This window comes from Corynebacterium axilliensis (assembly GCF_046097495.1).
In the GTDB taxonomy this organism is placed as follows: Bacteria; Actinomycetota; Actinomycetes; order Mycobacteriales; family Mycobacteriaceae; genus Corynebacterium.
In genome coordinates this window covers 158,518-173,118 of sequence record NZ_CP175768.1, presented here as the reverse complement: position 1 = coordinate 173,118, position 14,601 = coordinate 158,518, and the positions used below count along the sequence as shown (strand labels likewise).

General features: G+C 60.2%; 15 protein-coding genes, 1 tRNA gene and 1 pseudogene. 4 read left to right on the top strand and 13 right to left on the bottom strand.

Annotated elements, in window-relative coordinates:
• Both ACKFR8_RS00925 and mca read right to left on the bottom strand, forming a co-directional pair.
• The gene (locus ACKFR8_RS00925) at positions 1-294 is read right to left on the bottom strand and encodes a hypothetical protein (RefSeq protein ID WP_296132473.1); all 294 of its coding nucleotides are present in this window, start codon (positions 292-294) and stop codon (positions 1-3) included.
• A 3-nt stretch (positions 295-297) separates the two neighbouring features.
• Positions 298-1,189: pseudogene (gene mca, locus ACKFR8_RS00920) on the bottom strand (mycothiol conjugate amidase Mca).
• A 101-nt stretch (positions 1,190-1,290) separates the two neighbouring features.
• On the opposite strand from mca, the gene ACKFR8_RS00915 reads away from it, so the two are divergent.
• The 3 genes from ACKFR8_RS00915 (at position 1,291) to ACKFR8_RS00905 (ending at position 2,712) form a co-directional block, all read left to right on the top strand.
• Complete coding sequence (locus ACKFR8_RS00915; protein ID WP_408930336.1) at positions 1,291-1,782, top strand: DUF4307 domain-containing protein; 492 nt, start codon at positions 1,291-1,293, stop codon at positions 1,780-1,782.
• 104 nt (positions 1,783-1,886) lie between these two features.
• Positions 1,887-2,408 carry a transcription elongation factor GreA gene (gene greA / locus ACKFR8_RS00910; protein WP_296132478.1) on the top strand — a complete coding sequence of 174 codons (522 nt, stop codon included), beginning with the start codon at positions 1,887-1,889 and terminating at the stop codon, positions 2,406-2,408.
• A gap of 46 nt (positions 2,409-2,454) precedes the next feature.
• A complete protein-coding gene (locus ACKFR8_RS00905) occupies positions 2,455-2,712 on the top strand; it encodes a hypothetical protein (protein WP_408930335.1) in 258 nt (85 codons plus the stop codon).
• A 54-nt stretch (positions 2,713-2,766) separates the two neighbouring features.
• Here the strand turns inward: ACKFR8_RS00905 and ACKFR8_RS00900 are convergent, their stop codons facing one another.
• The 10 genes from ACKFR8_RS00900 to ACKFR8_RS00855 form a co-directional block, all read right to left on the bottom strand.
• On the bottom strand, positions 2,767-4,173 hold the full coding sequence (locus tag ACKFR8_RS00900) for a hypothetical protein (RefSeq protein WP_408930334.1): 1,407 nt from the start codon (positions 4,171-4,173) through the stop codon (positions 2,767-2,769).
• Positions 4,174-4,528: 355 nt separating this feature from the next.
• Positions 4,529-5,203 carry a DUF3558 family protein gene (locus ACKFR8_RS00895; RefSeq protein WP_408930333.1) on the bottom strand — a complete coding sequence of 225 codons (675 nt, stop codon included), beginning with the start codon at positions 5,201-5,203 and terminating at the stop codon, positions 4,529-4,531.
• A 406-nt stretch (positions 5,204-5,609) separates the two neighbouring features.
• Positions 5,610-6,803: an HNH endonuclease signature motif containing protein gene (locus tag ACKFR8_RS00890; protein WP_408930332.1), complete on the bottom strand. Its 1,194-nt coding sequence runs from the start codon at positions 6,801-6,803 to the stop codon at positions 5,610-5,612.
• A 444-nt stretch (positions 6,804-7,247) separates the two neighbouring features.
• A complete protein-coding gene (locus ACKFR8_RS00885; protein WP_408930331.1) occupies positions 7,248-8,078 on the bottom strand; it encodes a Bax inhibitor-1/YccA family protein in 831 nt (276 codons plus the stop codon).
• Between the two features lie 623 nt (positions 8,079-8,701).
• Positions 8,702-8,778: transfer RNA gene (locus ACKFR8_RS00880), tRNA-Leu, on the bottom strand.
• 53 nt (positions 8,779-8,831) lie between these two features.
• Positions 8,832-9,785 (bottom strand): Ppx/GppA phosphatase family protein, encoded by a 954-nt coding sequence (locus ACKFR8_RS00875; RefSeq protein ID WP_296132495.1) that lies wholly within the window; start codon positions 9,783-9,785, stop codon positions 8,832-8,834.
• Between the two features lie 27 nt (positions 9,786-9,812).
• A complete protein-coding gene (locus ACKFR8_RS00870) occupies positions 9,813-10,361 on the bottom strand; it encodes a DUF501 domain-containing protein (protein WP_296132498.1) in 549 nt (182 codons plus the stop codon).
• A gap of 33 nt (positions 10,362-10,394) precedes the next feature.
• A complete protein-coding gene (locus ACKFR8_RS00865; protein ID WP_408930330.1) occupies positions 10,395-10,958 on the bottom strand; it encodes a septum formation initiator family protein in 564 nt (187 codons plus the stop codon).
• Between the two features lie 119 nt (positions 10,959-11,077).
• Positions 11,078-12,355: a phosphopyruvate hydratase gene (eno, locus tag ACKFR8_RS00860; RefSeq protein WP_296132505.1), complete on the bottom strand. Its 1,278-nt coding sequence runs from the start codon at positions 12,353-12,355 to the stop codon at positions 11,078-11,080.
• 142 nt (positions 12,356-12,497) lie between these two features.
• The gene (locus ACKFR8_RS00855; protein WP_408930329.1) at positions 12,498-13,289 is read right to left on the bottom strand and encodes a hypothetical protein; all 792 of its coding nucleotides are present in this window, start codon (positions 13,287-13,289) and stop codon (positions 12,498-12,500) included.
• Positions 13,290-13,502: 213 nt separating this feature from the next.
• Here ACKFR8_RS00855 and ACKFR8_RS00850 point away from each other — a divergent pair, with 213 nt between their 5' ends.
• The gene (locus ACKFR8_RS00850) at positions 13,503-13,925 is read left to right on the top strand and encodes a hypothetical protein (protein WP_296132510.1); all 423 of its coding nucleotides are present in this window, start codon (positions 13,503-13,505) and stop codon (positions 13,923-13,925) included.
• Here the strand turns inward: ACKFR8_RS00850 and ACKFR8_RS00845 are convergent.
• On the bottom strand, positions 13,922-14,536 hold the full coding sequence (locus ACKFR8_RS00845; protein ID WP_306508192.1) for a MazG nucleotide pyrophosphohydrolase domain-containing protein: 615 nt from the start codon (positions 14,534-14,536) through the stop codon (positions 13,922-13,924). The two genes, ACKFR8_RS00850 and ACKFR8_RS00845, sit on opposite strands and share 4 nt — an antisense overlap.
• Between the last annotated feature and the right edge of the window lie 65 nt (positions 14,537-14,601).

The window sequence follows — 14,601 nt, the reverse complement described above, 5'->3', positions numbered from 1 at the left end:
CTAGAAGATGGACTTCTTGCTGGTGTCGAGGATACCGGCTTGCTTCATCGCCGCGTCCACTGCGGCGTCGTCGAAAGGATCGATGCCGTGGTCCTGCGCAAACATGGTGCGACGGCGGAAGCGTGAATAGCGGCGGTGAAAATTCCACCCTGCAAAGATGACGGCCACGCCCATCAGAGCGAGGATGAGCAGGCCGATGGGTGAGGCCTTACCAAATTCCGGCCCCACCGGACCGCCTTGAGCTCCCTGTGCCAGCAGGGCGACGTCGTGCGCCGCAAGGTAATAAGCAGTCATGCTTTAAGACTCCCCTACTTCCGGGATTCCCGCAAATAAATCGTTTTCTGGGAGCTCCGTCGCCACGCGAGTCTTCGCCAGTTCGAATTCCTCGGTAGGCCACCGCTCCTGCTGAACACTCACCGGCGTAGCAACGAAGGCACCCGCCGGATCGATCTGCGTGGCGTGTGCGCGCAGAGCATCCTCGCGGTTCTGGAAGTACTCCGCGCACTCCACCTGGGTGGTCACGCGCGCCATGATGTCTCCCGAACGTGGTGTCCCACCGCGCCAACATAGGCTCATACGGGCTGGTCTTGCCCTCTTCCAGAAGGAGATCGTGGAAAATCTTCATCCGCTGGTACACAAAGCCATGCGAGTAGTAGAGCTTCTTCGGCTCCCACGGCTGACCTAGCTCCGGATGATAGTCGGCGTCCCCGGCCTTCTCCCACGCGATCATCGACGCCCTGTGCACCATCAAGTGGTCTGGGTGCGGGTAGCCGCCGTTCTCGTCATAGGTGACGATGACCTGCGGGCGGAACTCGCGGATGACCTTCACCAGCTCCTGGGCCACCTCGTCATCCTCCATGAGGGCGAAACAGCCCTCCGGTAGCAAGTCCTTGATATTGGGGGCCAGCGGATCGCCCGGCAGGCCGGAATCGACGTGGCCCAACCACTGGTGGTCCACCCCCAGCGCCTGCGCAGCCTTCGCCATCTCTGAGCCGCGGACGCTGCCGATGTTCTCCAATACGCCGGGACGATCCATCGCCGGGTTGATGATGTCGCCACGCTCGCCGCCGGTGCAGGTCACGATGAGGACCTCGCCGCCCTCAGCGGCGTACTTGGCGGTCGTGGCCGCACCCTTCGAGGACTCGTCGTCGGGGTGCGCGTGAATAGCTAGAAGCCGCTTGCTGCTCACTCGGTGAAACATCTCCCTCAGTCTGATCTAGAAACAGTGGCCCAGTGTAGTAGATGGCGCGGGTTTCCCTGCTGTCGGACGGACTGGATAGACTAAAGCCCATGACTTCTGCAGGTTCTGCTCGCCCCTCCTCGCGCTACGGCTCCGCCCCTTCTTCCAAGGGATCGTGGACCAACCGCGCCCTCGTCCTCGTCTTTGCCGCCATGCTCATCGCACTTGTCGTTTTCGGTGTGCAGTACTTCCGCTCCCAGCAGAAGGTCAACGCCAACATCTCGTACGTCACCCACGAGATCCTCTCCGATGACACCACGCGGGTGTGGGCGGACATCACTCGCAACCGCGTGGAGGAGCCCGCATACTGCATCGTGCAGGCCTTCGACTATTCCAAGGCGGAAGTAGGCCGCCGCGAAATCGCCGTCCCTGCCGGTGGCGAGGAGGCCCAGCGCATTGCGGTAGACATCCCCACCAACCACCGCGCCGTCGCCGGCGGCGTCTATGGCTGCTCCGGCAAGATCCCCGCTTATCTGGACATGAACACAATGGATACGGCGGACGTATCCGAGGACGCTTCGCAGGACGCTACGGCCGAGTAAACGCCCAGCTATGCTAGTATGTTGAGCGTTCAGAATAGGCCGCGCCACCTGCGTTTATGAGGCCTATTCTTCGAAAGATAGACCGTTACACGGAAGGTTGCACCATGGCTGAGCAGCAGAAGCAGTACATCACCCCGGAAACCAAGGCCAAGCTCGAGGCCGAGCTGCAGTCCCTCATCGACCACCGCCCGGTCGTCGCCGCGGAGATCAATGAACGCCGCGAGGAAGGCGATCTGAAGGAGAACGCCGGCTACGACGCCGCACGTGAGATGCAGGACCAGGAAGAGGCCCGCATCAAGCAGATTTCCGAGGTCCTGGCGAACTCCACCACCGAGCGCACCGCCGTCCAGGAGGGCGTTGCTCACATCGGTTCCGTGGTTCACGTGTACTACAACGGCGACGAGGAGGATCGTGAGACCTTCCTTATCGGTACCCGCGCCGCCGCTTCCGACAACAAGGATCTGGAGACCTACTCCGAGCAGTCCCCGCTCGGCGCTGCACTGCTGGGCGCTGCTGAGGGCGAGACCCGCGAGTACACCGCGCCGAATGGCAAGACCATTTCCGTCACCGTGGTCTCCGCCGCGCCGTACGATTCCGCAAAGGCCGCGACGCCGCGCGAGTCCTAATTTATACTGCTCTATATCACCGTATTTCTGAGAAAGAGTTTCATCCATGAAGAAGTTCACTCGTTTCGCTGCCGCCGGCCTCGTTTTCTCCGCCGGCCTCTCGCTCGCTGCCTGCCACCCTCCGAACCAGAAGGATTCTGAGGAAAAGATCGACACCGGTGCTACCTACACCGGTGAGGCCCCTGGCGCCGGCGCCGAGTCCAGCGTCGCCCCGGTCACCGAGACCGAAACTGAGGTAGCAACCAACACTGAGGTAGCGACCGACTCTGAGGTGGCCCCCTACACCACCCCGGTTCAGCAGTAACTCTCAAGAGCAGAGTCGAAACGGCGCCACGGTTATTTTCCGTGGCGCCGTTTCTTACTGTTCCCGTGCCCAGTCACCAATGACACCGGGCACCACCGCGGGCGACTCCCCCAGCAGGTCTCGTCGGTTCGGATCGCGCTCTACCTGCGTTGTCACCGATTTGATCCGCTTCTCGCCGTCACCGCCTCGGCCCGCGCCGCCCATCATGGGCATCATCCCGCGCATGCCACCGCCCCGCGCACCAGCCGCGGCGCTACCTCCGACAACGCTCTGCCTGCCACCGGTTACGGGAAGTGCAGCGCCTCCACCAGAGCCCGTGCTTGACGACGCCTTGCCTTCCTTCTGCCCCGCACCACCAGCCGCAGCACCGGGCAAGCCTCCGACGATGGGGTGAGTACCAGTACCTGCGGAAGCACCCGCAGCCCCTGCACCACTTCCTATTCCGGCCGCAGCCGTCGTCGGATTCGACGCCGGGTGTGCAGGTGCATTCACTGTGCCGCCAGGCAAGCGCCCTGCACCCCTCCCGATTACCCCGGCCCCGTCTGAAAGTCCGGCCGCACTCGGCGTTCCCACCGCACCCATAGACGTTGCACCTCCCGCCGCCCCCGCGACACCGTTCATCGGTCCGGGTGACAATGTTCCCGCAGTGGCGCTGGATGTGCTGAGCGACGAGGCGTCGATTGGCGCCAGCTCATCCCCAAACCCCAGTTCACTCAGCAGCGCACGCCCTTGGTTGCGCAGATCCGCGTGGAATTGGGCAATGTCTTCCGCACTCATCCCCAGCTTGTGCAGCCCCTGAATTTGGCCATTCGCCACGTCAAAGGAACCGGGCCCCATCTGGCCGCTCTTCATTGCTTCTTGGATTTCCCGCGGCCACGTCACGCCGTCAGTTGTGAAACGGGTGCCGTCGCCAGCCACCGCGCCAAACTCAGCGCTGGCGTCACCGCCGCCGCTCGGTGGCGCCGACTCCATAAGCGCATGCTGATAGGGCATCGCCGCAATCGCACCCCTTTGCAACATAGCCTGCATATGGGCCAGCGCCGCCTGCTCGGCTGCAGTTCGCACCGCGGGGTCTGGAATTGCCGTGATCTCCAGCGCCATCGCCCACGCCTTCGCTTGCGCGCCGATAAGGTGCGAATGGAAGCCAAACAGCTTTCCCTGCATCACCTGCGAATTCGCAATGAAGTGCGTGCCCGCCTGCGCGACTTCCCTAATCTTCTGCGCCGCCCGAGTCGTCGTCTCACTGTCATTGTCAGATTCGAGCGCCGTTGCAGACTCCTGGAGCCCCGCAACAATATCCATCACCTCGGCGCTCAGCTCATTCCACCGTGCCTTCGCCGAAGACACATGCCAGTAGTTGGTATTCGTTAAGTCAACCGCCAGTTTCACCATGTTGGTCCCCGGCTGCACCACCGGCACCACAAACCCGAAGGGGCTGTATCCAGGGTCCGGCTGGTTCATGATTGGCATTGATTCTTGTCCCCCGCCTCCCCCGGCGTCTGCTACGTCCAACCCCCGACTATTGAGCTCGTCCTGTGCTTCTAACCCCGCAAGCTCTCTTTGCAGCGTATCCCCCAGCCACGCTACCTGTTCCCGAAAGCGCTCCAGCGAATTCCGCGCTGAGCCTGGGTCGGTGGCGAGCACCCTTTGGTGAATCGTACCCACCTCGCTGAGCCCCGCGACTGGTGAGTATCCGCCGTCTAACGGGCTAACCGCTTGATGCGCGGCAGTTTCAAGCTTTTTGCCTTGCTCCGAAATCTTACCCACTTCCCGACGCAGTGAGTTCTGGTCAATTATCATCTCGTTAATACCCCACTTAGATTAAAGAATTCATCAATTTCTTCGACTCGATGCATTTCTCTTTCATAGACATATCAATTCCCAATTGTGTCCATGAGACCGAAAAAAGCCCCCTGGATGTTTCAACGTACGACGTACAACTGACGTTACGGATAAACGTATCCTCTACTGTGTAAACAACGTCAGCTGAAGAAGTTTCATCGACAAACTCATCCGGATAAGTCTCACGAATCGCATCCAACGTATGTTGTTGCGAAACCAACGCCACATCTGCCGGCTCTCCACTGGCAGATACAGCATCAAAATGACACGAGCGATAGCCACTCTCCCTCTCGGGCTCAGAGTTTGGCTCCAAACCCAATTCGGCGAGCACCTCGCTCGGTATCTCACTACACGGGTCAAAGACCCGAAACCCCGGTACAGTGCGGTCAAATGTGCCCAAAGGCGGCAGCACCCCTCTGCCTGTGTCGGCGTCGTCAGCCGCAGCGTCCGACTCCTCCACGGTCGTGGCGGTGACATCAGCGACCCCCGAGTCCGCTGAGCCACCGCCACTTTGCCCGTCGGCGAAATCATGAAGTCCCCCGGATTCACCACCATGAACGCGAGCACCCAGTCCACCTGGCAGCGCGCAGCTCGCTAGCACCCCTGTGCAAGCCACGGCTCCCAGCACCAGGCCCCCGATTCGCTTCATGGTTTCCCTTCAATACATTTCACCAACTTTTCGAAACCAGCTCTTGGAGTGTGACTCCGCCAGTGGCTTCTGCAACAAGAATGCACGAAACTTCCCGGCTTGTCGCGCCAAATTTTGACGCTTCGATGCAACCGAAATTTCACGCATCCTCACATATAAGAACTGTCTGTTAGAAATTTTTTAAATACCCGCTGGTTACACCCTGTGCGCCGACTGGATGCAGATTGGGAAAATTTTTCCAAATTTCGGTGAAAAAAATTTCATGGGTACACCCGAAATTACAAGCTTGTAAAGCTGTATCCTGGGGTTTTGTAAATTTACTACCGTCAACTTTGAAGCCAATTCGCCCACAAAATTCCCCGGTAAGTTACAGATCGACCCTGCAAATTCGTTAGCACCTTGTGGGTCAGAACGGAATATCTTCGCCGCGCTCCTTTCCGGCGTCGCCGCCGTCGACGCCACCCTTCACACTTGGCTTCGCCACCTCCTGCTCAATCTCCTCCTTGAGAGCCTGAGCCCGTTCGTGAGCCTTCGTACGGTTCGCGGTAATGAGCTGACCCACGGTCTGCGCCCAGCGCTTTACTTTCGGTGCCAAGGGCCCTTCAGCCTCGGTAATAAGCCACGTTCCGTCCTCGAACAGCCACACCACATCACCGGTGTCCGGGTCCAAGATATAGAACGCGCGGCCGTCAGTTTTCATATTGTGGTGGTGCTGGCATAGGGCCACCATGTTCGATGGATGCGTCTTTCCACCATCCCGGTAGTTGATCCGATGATCCAATTGCGACAGGTAGGCCGGCTGGTCACAGGTAGGAGCACGACAGGTTAAATCCCGTCCTTCAACGTATTTTCGCACGTCCTCGGACGGACCGTACCCTGCCGTTTCCTTCGGTGCTTCGCTAAAGTCCCGGTGCCGCTCTCGCTTGGCGGGGATATCTCCAATCATCCACCCATGGCCCTGCACGTACGTAGGGCCATTCTCAACGTCAGACGCACGATAGGAATAGATGACCACCTTCCCGGCCTCCGGTGTGACCGAGCCCGAAATCAGAAGCACGAGCGCTTCGGCGAGTGTTACCTGATGCTCCTTAGCCACCTGCGCCACAATCTCGTGCAACACCACCCCGTGAGCGGCTTCCACGTCAAGTTCAATGTAGGCTCTGCTGCCACTTACCGTGCACCGGTACGCATCTTTTTTCTGGGGATTATAGAAGGCAATGGTCGGGTCAAGCGCCCGGCAAATATCCCGCAGACGACGGCGAATCTTTCCCACAGTCGGGAACACCTGGTTCGGCTTGGTAGGCGTCAGATAAGCCGCTAGCAGGTTATCGATCTGCTCCAGAATATCCCCCTCAACCTTCCCCAACTTCGCCAGCACTTGGTCGATAGCCACCAAGGCTTGCATGTCTAGGATGAACCCCGCGTCCTGCAGCGCTTTGACTTTCGGCAGCTCCCCGAGCCGAAATATCGCCAAGACATTACGCGCTACCTGACTTTGTGTCTTCCCCGTCTTGCCGGCGATGCGACTAAAGGCAACGTCGGCGTCGTCGTCAAGCACTGGCACAACCGAACTCCAGAATTCGTACTCCACCCGACGCATGGCTATCCCTGCCGTGCAGACAGGATCCCGCGGATTCGAATGTGAGAAGTAAGGCGGTGGGTCTACCGCTGTCGTTGACGTTGCCACAATCGTGACACCCCCTTGAAGTCGGAGTCTCCCCAATAGAGAGTAGAACAGATTTTCTACCCTCGAGTTTAAACATCAACCCGGACATGCACCAGAGGTATATTTTTCACGCCCTCGACAGGCCCCCTAGACCAAATACACATTCGAACTTGAAACACACTTTTCCCAACTGGATTTATAAACGGCGGATTATACCCCACGATACCGCCAAAACGTGTTTAATATCACAATCGAGCCGCCGGAAGAGCATTCTTAGCAGCCTCCTTCAGCACGCCCCGCACAGCAAAAGCCCGCTCCCCTTCCCACAAAGTAGGAGAAAGAGCGGGCTCTACTTAAGTGTCGCTACAAGAGCGAATCCTAGTCCCTGAAGTAGCTCAGGAACCGCAGAATTTCGGTGTACAGCCACACCAGGGTCACGGCCAGGCCAAGGGCCACGCCCCAAGCGTACTTAGCCGGAGCACCCTGACGGATCAGGCGGTCAGCCTGGTCAAAGTCAGTCATGAAGGACAGGGCCGCGAGCACGATGCAGACCAGGGAGAAGATGATGGACAGGATGCCACCATCGCGCAGCGGGCTCATGCCAAAGAAGATGGCCAGCAGGAAGTTACCCAGCGCCATAATGGCGACACCGGCGATGAGGCCGAACATAATCTTGTTGAACTTCGGGGTAACCTTCACCGCACCGGTCTTGTAGACCATGAGCATGCCGATAAATACGCCGACCGTACCCATGATGGCCTGGCCAATAATCGCCATGCCATCGGAGTTACCGAAGGCCACGCCGGCAAACATCAAGGAGAAGCCGCCCACGAAGAGGCCTTCGAACACCGCGTAAATCAGAGTGACAGCGGCGGAGCCGTACTTCTTGCCAAAGGTCGATACCAGAACCGTGACAAAGCCACCGATTGCACCCACCAGAGTGAGAAGCATGGCGATTCCGGGATTGATCAAGGTGCCGATAGCGAAGTTCAGCACGGCCATCACAATGATGACGCCGAGGGTGATGCCGGTCTTGGTCACCACATCGTCAACAGTCAGCGGACGCTCCGAGGAACGGCCCTGTTCAGAAAATGGGTTATCGGCCTGTCCAAAAGGGCTGCCATCCTGGCCAAAGGGGTTGTTTCCCTGAACCTGGCCGTTGTTCTGATTGGAGGTGAGGGAACTCATGACGGGGTTGCTTGAACGCACGTGAATCCCGATTCCTTTCACAGTCTTTGTACATTTGTGGCCCGCACGCGGGCCGTCGTGATCATGGTCTCACAAGTGTTAACGCCTTGTACTCCAAGGAAGTTCCCACAAACTCCAAAGAAAGCAGTTTTTCTTAGCGGTACGTTGGCGGCGTCGCCAGTCATGGTCGGCAGCGGTTTATCCCAGCCGTCGGAAAGCACCGTGTCGCTGCGCAGAGAGACACCAGCCAGATTGTCCGGGGTGCCGACGTAGCACGAATCCTCTTATACATCCTGCGCCACCCGTCTGGGCAAGGCGATCTGTGAGGGCAGCACGGTGGAGGCGAGTCCGTGACCTGCACGCCGCGCAACCAGGTGTGGTCGGTAGCGCCGTCGGCCGTCCCCGGGGTAGCGACCGGTGGTCTCCGTAGCGAGCTCTTCGGCATCGGAGGAGGCAGTGCTTGACGACGCCTCCCCGGTCACCGTTGAACAAGCCGGCCAGGATGCGGCGACAGGAAAGCGAAAATACGAATGTGAGACCTCACGTCACTTTACGTAGGTGCCAAGAGTGTGCTTCCGCGCAAGGTAACGACGCATTTCCAGGGCGTTTACTGAGCACTTCCTGTACGTCCTGAGCTGGAGCAATGGTGCCCCCAGTGGGACTCGAACCCACACTGAATCGATTTTAAGTCGACTGCCTCTGCCGATTGGGCTATAGGGGCCAAGCGGCGCCCTATCATCTTAGGGCACCGCGGCTAGGGGCCTGACAATAGGGTCAGCCAGCGGCAAGGCCGGCGATAATGCCATCCAGGATGTCCTTCTCACTGATGAAGAAGGAACGGGCATCGCTGTTGCGCTCAATCATGGTCATGATGCCCTCCACGGCGACACTCCCACCACCAATGACGTCGGCGCGGCCGGGGTGAATCACCGGATTGAGGGCGCGCTCATCTGACGACATGCCGATGAGCTGCCGGGTGAGCACGCGCAAAGCGTCGAAACGCAACTCGGAGCCGTGGATAGAGTCGGCGTCGTAGCGCTCCATCCCCTGGGCCAGCGCGGAAAGTGTGGTAAACGTGCCGGCGCAGCCAACGAACGTGACCGCCTTGTCGATGGGGACGATCTTTTCCACATCCGCCATGCGCTCCGCCACGTAGTCCGTGGCGATCTCGATCTCCGCCTCGGTGGGCGGGTCGCTGCGCATGATGCGTTCGGTCAACCGCACGCAGCCCATCTGGGCGGAATGAGAGCCCAAGATGTCGCCGTCGATGGTGCCCACGACGAACTCGGTGGACCCGCCGCCCAAGTCAATGACGCAATAGGGCCCCTTCTCGGAGCTGAGGTCCGCCACTGCGCCGGTAAAGGACAGTAGCGCCTCCTCCTCGCCGGAAATGACCTCCGCGCGGGCGCCCTGCTGGACCTGGCCCAGCAGCTCCGAGGTCATGTCGAAGAACTCGCGGTGGTTCTTCGCATCGCGCGTCGCGGAGGTGGCCACCATGCGCACGCGCTCGACCTTTTCGAACTTCATCTGCTTGACGTAGCCCTCCAAGGCCACACGGGTGCGCTCCAGCGCATCGGGGGCAAATTCACCAGTGGCGTCGACGCCTTGGCCCAGTCGGACGATTTCCATGGTGCGAGAAATATCGCGAATCTTCCCGTCCTCCTGAATTTCGCTGATCAGGAGGCGGATGGAATTGGTTCCACAGTCGACAGCTGCAACACGAGTCATCTATGAGCCTTTCTGTAGTGCCGCTTCTTAGCCGGCGTTGGAAAAGTCGAACTGGGACATGTCGATCCCCAGGTCCTCCACGGTGGGCCAATCTTCCGGAATGGCGCTTCCCCGCAGGTTACCGTGCTCCGCTGCCATGGCGACGGCCTCGGTGCCGAAGCGTACTCGGCTCGGGCCCTCAGCCAGTGCGTATGCGATGAGCACGTGCAAGCACTTCACGCGCTCCGGCATCCCTCCCCCGGAGAACTCGGTGCCCAAGTCTTCCATGTCGTTGCGTACGGCCAGGTAGTGCTCGTGTGCGGCACGATAGTCTGCGGCCAAAGATTCATCCTCCCCTAACCGCTTTTCCATCCACTTCATCACGTGCGCGACCTCGAGGCGGGAAGCCTCCGCCGTCAGACGCGGGTCGGTGAGGTAGTACAACGTGGGGAACGGGGTGCCGTCGGGAAGCTTGGGCGCGGTCTTAATCACCGCGGGGGCACCGTCCGGGGTGCGGTAGGCAATGTCCACGACGCCGCGTGGGGTGCGGCCCAATTGCTCGCGGACGACGTCAAGGTCTGCATCAGTCACGGTCATGGAACCATTGTGACACGACGGGAAGGGCTTGACCTATTCAGCTGGTTGTTCCGCCGTCGGCTCCGTGGGCAGCTTCATCGACGTCTCCGGCGGCTCGACCTGCTCGTCTGGGTCGGCAACAGAATCCCACAGGACCGCATACCAGTCTCGGTCGTCCGTCTCTTCGCGGTGGTCCGACGTCACGGTGTCGCCGGAGTCCATGCGCGGGTCCATGATGCGGTAGGCGATCTCGCCCTCATCCATCACGCCGAAACGGCGGCGCGCCTCCTGCTTGATGTACTCCTCGGATTTGTACTTATCAATCTCCGTGAGTAGTTCATTCTTCTTTACCTGCTTTGCGACGATGGAAGATTCCAAGCGCGCAATCTCCGATTGCCCGTGGTAGTAGTTGCGCAGCGGCACCGCGATGGCCAACAGCACCAAGAGGAGCACGCCGATGATGACGCCTACGCCAAGGATGTCCAGACCCTTTGGCTGGTTCGGGCCACCCTTAGCCTTCAGAGACTTGTGGGATTTCGCACGCTGAGCATCTCGCGCACGCGTATGAACCGGAACGGTGGTCCGGCGTGTGCTGCGGGTGGAGGTAGTGCGTGCCATTGTTGTGCCATTCTATCGCCCGTGCGCTCGCTGACTAGACGGCGCGCTCACAAGTCACAAAAATAACAGGTGTCACAGTTTCCCGTGACACCTGTTATCTCTAATGCGAATCTAGGGAATTAGCCCCGGAAGCGCGGGAAAGCGGAGCGGCCGGCGTAGACGGCAGCCTCGCCCAGCTCCTGCTCGATGCGCAGCAGCTGGTTGTACTTGGCAACGCGCTCGGAACGAGCCGGTGCACCGGTCTTGATCTGGCCGCAGCCCAGAGCGACAGCCAGGTCAGCAATGGTGGTGTCCTCGGTCTCGCCAGAGCGGTGGGACATCATGGTGCGGTAGCCGTTGCGGTGAGCCATATCGACGGCGTCGAAGGTCTCGGTCAGGGTACCAATCTGGTTAACCTTCACGAGCAGAGCGTTAGCGGCCTTCTCCTCGATACCCTTGGCCAGACGCTGCGGGTTGGTGACGAAGAAGTCATCGCCGACGATCTGGACCTTGTCGCCGATGGTCTCGGTGAGCTTGGTGTAGCCCTCCCAGTCATCCTCCTGCAGCGGGTCCTCGATGGAGACGATCGGGTAGTTGGCAATGAGGTCCTCGTAGACCTTGGCCATCTCCTCAGCGGTGTGCTCGCCGCCCTCGAAGTGGTACTTGCCGTCCTTGAAGAACTCGGAAGAAGCAACGTCGAGCGCCAGGGCAACGTCCTTGCCCGGCTCGAAACCAGCCTTCTTAATAGCCTCGATGATGAGGTCCAGAGCAGCCTTGGTGGACTCAGCCTCCGGGGCGAAGCCGCCCTCGTCGCCCAGACCGGTGGACAGGCCCTTTGACTTCACCACGGACTTCAGTGCGTGGTACACCTCAGCGCCCATGCGCAGGGCTTCCTTGAAGCTCTCTGCACCGATCGGTGCAATCATGAACTCCTGCACGTCAACGCCGGAGTCAGCGTGTGCGCCACCGTTGACAATGTTCATCATCGGAACCGGCAGGACGTGAGCGTTCGGGCCACCAACGTAGCGGTAGAGCGGCAGGCCAGCGGACTCAGCGGCAGCCTTTGCAGCGGCGATGGACACGCCGAGGATGGCGTTAGCGCCGAGGCGGGACTTGTTCTCGGTGCCGTCCAGGTCAATGAGGGCCTGGTCGATGAGGCGCTGGTCATCAGCCTCGAAGCCAGCGATCTCGTCGGCGATCTCCTCGTTGACGTTCTTCACCGCGTTGAGCACGCCCTTACCCAGGTAACGGTCGCCACCGTCACGCAGCTCGTGAGCCTCGTGAACACCGGTGGAGGCGCCGGACGGAACGCCAGCGACGCCGTGTGCGCCGTCGTCCAGGAAGACCTCTGCCTCAACGGTCGGGTTACCTCGGGAATCAAGAATTTCGCGTGCCATTACGTGGATGATGTCAGCCATGCTGCTTTCACTCCTATTGAGCCAAATTGATTTTGGGTTTGTGCTTCGGGAGTTGGTCCCAAACCACTTGGAGCCAATTGTTCCAGAAAATCTCGGACCGTGTCGGGCAGAAACGGGCAACGTGACAAAGATCTAGGCTGCGCTAGGACGTCGCCGGCTGCTGGATGGCATAAGAATTCGCCGCAGCAGCCACTTTACGCAGGTAATCCTCGGATTGATTGTAGTTCATCACCGCAGCACGCCAGCCCTCTTCGGTGGACAAATCTCGGTCCCCGAAACATAGTAGGGCGGCCGCACCTAGTGCAGCATCGTCGATTTGGTTGGGATCGGCGTCGCCGTCGCCGTTGGCATCGCGCCCTAAATGTTCCCACGAGGAGGCGATGAATTGCATGGGGCCGACTGCCCGATCAAACTCGGTGTCGCCGTCAATCGCGCCGCCGTCGCTATCCGGAACGACGGTGGTGTTGTTCGAGCCATCGAGGGCAATTCCCACAATCGGCGGCTGGGGGTAGCCCCCTTCATCCAGTGAAGAACGGTGGAAGAGGTTTCCGTTATATGTGCCGTGCCGGGTTTCCACCCAGCCGATTCCGGCCAGGGTATTCCAACGCAGGTTACACTTCGGCCACGACTCACGCGCGATGAGCTCGGCGTTGCCGTACGCGCGCAGCGCCTGGTCAGGAATGCTGGTGTCATTCGCCAGCCGCTGCGACCACCACGTCAGCTTGTCCGACGTACGCCCCGGGGCATCGACGTTGATATCCGGAACCTCTGCCCCACCCACCGGCGGCAGCGCCTCCGGAACGGGATCAAGCTGCTGGAATGGCGTGGGCTTATCCAAGAAAGAAAGCGCCCATCCCACCATGGAGATGATCAGGATGATGGCCAGAACGATGGCGAGGCCACAGCCCCCGATTCTTCGCATCCCCTTGGTCATACCGAGGAATAGTACAGGCCAACCCTGCAGCCGACGGGATGCGACACCGCCCAATGTTGTCAAAACGTTATGTCATAGAATTCCCATCCTTAACACCATGGATTAGACTGCTCCGGTGAGCGGCGCCCTACGTCCTCGCCGTTCGCACCTTAAAGTCATCTGTCGTTTCACGTCGGGATCCGGAGTATCCCCCCGCAAGCACCAAGGAGTTCTATGTCCATCCGCCGAATTGCCGCCACCGCGGCCGCAGCCCTCACCCTGGGCGCCGCTGCCCCTGCTTCCGCCTCTGCCGCGTCTCTCGACGAGCTGGGCGGCGTCCTGTCCCAGGGCATCGAGACCGTAGACTGCAACACCCTGCGCAGCACGCTGAACCTGATTGACGCCTCCACTGAGGGCGAGCTCCTCACGGCGGACACCACCCGCAACCAGCTCTCTCAGAACCTCTCCGGGCTGGGCGCCACTCAGGATCTGGGCCCGCTCGGCTTCGTCGCTATCAAGTACGCGAGCCAGACTGCTGACCGCGCTCAGGAGTGCAAGATCGTCAAGGAAGATACCCTCCTCACCGGCGGCACCGGCCTGTCCTCCAAGATCGCGGACTACGCCCCGATGCTCTCCTCCATGCTGACGAAGAACTAAGCGTTCTCTCGGGCCTTCCCCTCGACCCACAGGCGCTCCTGCTCCTCTACCCCGACGACGTCCTCCGTACCGTCGAAAAGGTAGGGCGCGCGGGAGCGCATTTTTGTTACAAAGGCCTGGGCCACGTCATCAAGCGTGAAGGCGCCACGCCGTGCGGCGATCTCGGCGTGGAACAGCACCTGCAGAAACACATCCCCCAGTTCCTTCACCAGTTCGGCCTCCTCGGCTCGGCCCCGGACTGCCTGGATGAACTCCGCGGATTCCTCCTCTAGGTAAGGCAGGAGGCTCTCATGAGTTTGCTCGCGCTCCCACTCACCAATGCTCCGCGCCCGCGACATCACCGCGCGCGCCTGCCACAGCGGATCCTGCCGAGAGGGCGCCTCGATAACGTCCACGTTGGCGTCGATAAGCGCCCGCACCTGCGGATCAGTGGCGTCTGTGCTAACCAGCACACCCTCGCCCTGCGGATCCTCACCGCACAATAAATCGTCGAAATTCCAGCGCACTTTCACCGGCACCTCGCCAGTAAAAACCACAGGTCCGCGCAGCTTTCCGTAGGCTTCCATGGGGATCATCGTGGGCCAGCGCGGATCGAGCAACAGCACAGTCATAAGCCCTTAGTATAAGCTGTGCCCTACCGAGGCTTCCCCACGGTTACGCACCAGCCCGCCATAAA